This is a genomic window from Labilibacter marinus (assembly GCF_001659685.2).
GTDB classification, from domain to species: domain Bacteria; phylum Bacteroidota; class Bacteroidia; order Bacteroidales; family Marinilabiliaceae; genus Saccharicrinis; species Saccharicrinis marinus.
On record NZ_LXYE02000063.1, the window covers coordinates 1 to 3,243 of the forward strand.

Genomic DNA, 3,243 nt, shown 5'->3' on the forward strand with positions numbered 1-3,243 from the left:
CGTACATTGACATATTGGCAATAACAATCAAAATCATAGGTTTGCTATAACGCATATTGTGTTAGAGCAAAACCAACAAGAAAGTAAGTAAGGGCGCATGGTGAATGCCTAGGCTTTTGGAGGCGATGAAAGACGTGATAAGCTGCGATAAGTCTCGGGGAGAAGCAAATATTTATTGATCCGAGAATTTCTGAATGGGGCAACCCGGCTAGGTGATGCCTAGTCACTCCGCAAGGAGAGCAAACCCAGGGAACTGAAACATCTAAGTACCTGGAGGAGAAGAAAATAATAATGATTCCCCTAGTAGCGGCGAGCGAACGGGGAACAGCCCAAACCAAAGTTGTTTAGGCAACTTTGGGGTTGTAGGACTGAGTTATGATTATACAATTGAAGTGGAACGTTTTGGAAATAACGATCAAAGAGGGTGACAATCCCGTACACGTAAGGTTTTATATGATATCAGTATCCTGAGTAGGGCGGGACACGTGAAATCCTGTCTGAATCTGCCGGGCCCATCCGGTAAGGCTAAATACTCCCAAAAGACCGATAGTGAACCAGTACCGTGAGGGAAAGGTGAAAAGTACTCCGAACAGGAGAGTGAAATAGTACCTGAAACCATGCGCTTACAAGCGGTCGGAGCAGATTTATTCTGTGACGGCGTGCCTTTTGCATAATGAGCCTACGAGTTAGTCGTAGTTAGCGAGGTTAAGTGATTCAGTCACGTAGCCGAAGCGAAAGCGAGTCTGAATAGGGCGCTAAAGTTAGCTGCGCTAGACGCGAAACCAGGTGATCTACCCATGGTCAGGTTGAAGTTCCGGTAACACGGAATGGAGGACCGAACCGCCAGACGTTGAAAAGTCTTCGGATGAACTGTGGGTAGGGGTGAAAGGCCAATCAAACCTGGAAATAGCTCGTACTCCCCGAAATGCATTTAGGTGCAGCCTTATTTTAGTTATACAGAGGTAGAGCTACTGATTGGACGAGAGGGCTTCACCGCCTATCAACTCCTGATAAACTCCGAATGCTGTATAATGATGAATAGGAGTGAGGGCATGGGTGCTAAGGTCCATGTCCGAAAGGGAAAGAACCCGGACCATCAGCTAAGGTCCCCAAATGTATGTTAAGTTGAACAAACGCGGTTTGATTGCAGTGACAGCTAGGATGTTGGCTTGGAAGCAGCCATTCATTTAAAGAGTGCGTAACAGCTCACTAGTCGAGCGATCGAGCATGGATAATAATCGGGCATAAACATACTACCGAAGCTATGGATTTGTAATTTATTACAAGTGGTAGGGGAGCATTCTAAATGCTTTGAAGCAGAATGGCGATGTTCTGTGGAGCGCTTAGAAAAGCAAATGTAGGCATAAGTAACGATAATGCGGGCGAGAAACCCGCACGCCGAAAAACTCAGGTTTCCTGATCAACGCTAATCGGATCAGGGTTAGTCGGGACCTAACGCGAACCCGAAAGGGGTAGTGGATGGACAACAGGTTAATATTCCTGTACTTCCTATACAATAAAAGTGACGTATTGGTGAGATTGCTACGTACTGACGGAATAGTACGTTGAGCCTAGACTTCGGTCGAAGCGAAGTAAAGCAGCCGGTACCGAGAAAAGCGAGTATAGGGACCCGTACCGTAAACGGACACACGTAGTTGGGTTGAGTATACTAAGGCGCTCGAGTGATTCATGGTTAAGGAACTCGGCAAATTAGCCCCGTAACTTCGGGAAAAGGGGCGCCAGTTTAGGCTGGCCGCAGAGAAATAGCGCATGCGACTGTTTATCAAAAACACATGGCTTTGCAAATTCGAAAGAAGACGTATAAGGCCTGACACCTGCCCGGTGCTGGAAGGTTAAGAGGAGGGGTTAACTTCGGTGAAGCTCTGAATTGAAGCCCCAGTAAACGGCGGCCGTAACTATAACGGTCCTAAGGTAGCGAAATTCCTTGTCGGGTAAGTTCCGACCTGCACGAATGGTGTAACGATGTGCGCACTGTCTCAACCATGAGCTCGGTGAAATTGTAGTATCGGTGAAGATGCCGATTACCCGCAACGGGACGGAAAGACCCCGTGAACCTTTACTGCAACTTAACATTGGTTGTGGGTAAGTAATGTGTAGGATAGGACGGAGACTTTGATGCTGCATCGCCAGGTGTAGTTTAGTCGCCCTTGAAATACGTCCCTTTGCTTATCTGTGGCCTAACGGATTAATCCGGACATTGTTTGGTGGGTAGTTTGACTGGGGTGGTCGCCTCCAAAAGAGTAACGGAGGCTTTCAAAGGTTTCCTCAGGACGATTGGTAACCGTCCGCAGAGTGTAATGGCACAAGGAAGCTTGACTGTGAGACCGACAAGTCGACCAGGTACGAAAGTAGGACATAGTGATCCGGTGGTTCCGCATGGAAGGGCCATCGCTCAAAGGATAAAAGGTACTCCGGGGATAACAGGCTGATCGCTCCCAAGAGCTCATATCGACGGAGCGGTTTGGCACCTCGATGTCGGCTCGTCACATCCTGGGGCTGGAGAAGGTCCCAAGGGTTGGGCTGTTCGCCCATTAAAGTGGCACGCGAGCTGGGTTCAGAACGTCGTGAGACAGTTCGGTCCCTATCTGTTGTGGGCGTAGGATATTTGAGAAGACCTGTCATTAGTACGAGAGGACCGTGATGGACATACCGCTGGTGTACCAGTTGTTCCGCCAGGAGCATCGCTGGGTAGCTACGTGTGGAAGGGATAAGTGCTGAAAGCATCTAAGCACGAAGCCTGCTTCAAGATGAGATATCCTTGAGGGACGTTGTAGACTACGACGTTGATAGGCCATAGGTGTAAAGGCAGTAATGTCAAAGCCGAGTGGTACTAATTACCCGAAACTTTTAGTTGGTGCGTTATGGAAAAGCGTATGATTTTGATTGAGCTAGTATGTTATTATTAAACTAAGGTTTAATAATAGTATCAAGATACAAGACACAAGTATCAAGATGATTTACAACATGTAAATATTCTTACTGCTTGATACTTTTTACTTGATACTTAAATAAAGATATTCAGGTGGTTATAGCGACGGGGTCCCACCTCTTCCCATTCCGAACAGAGAAGTTAAGCCCGTTAGCGCCGATGGTACTGCAGAAATGTGGGAGAGTAGGTCGCCGCCCACTTTTAGAAAGAGCAATTACATTAATTTGTAGTTGCTCTTTTTGCGTTTATACACTTTTGTTGTTTTAAAAAACCGTTAGAATATCCAAAGATAA

At 46.9% G+C, this 3,243-nt stretch carries 2 rRNA genes; both read left to right on the top strand.

What is annotated here, in order from left to right:
- Nucleotides 1-77: 77 nt before the first annotated feature.
- Nucleotides 78-2,874 (top strand): 23S ribosomal RNA (locus tag A8L32_RS22400).
- Between the two features lie 165 nt (nt 2,875-3,039).
- Nucleotides 3,040-3,150, top strand: a 5S ribosomal RNA gene (gene rrf, locus A8L32_RS22405).
- Nucleotides 3,151-3,243 lie beyond the last annotated feature (93 nt).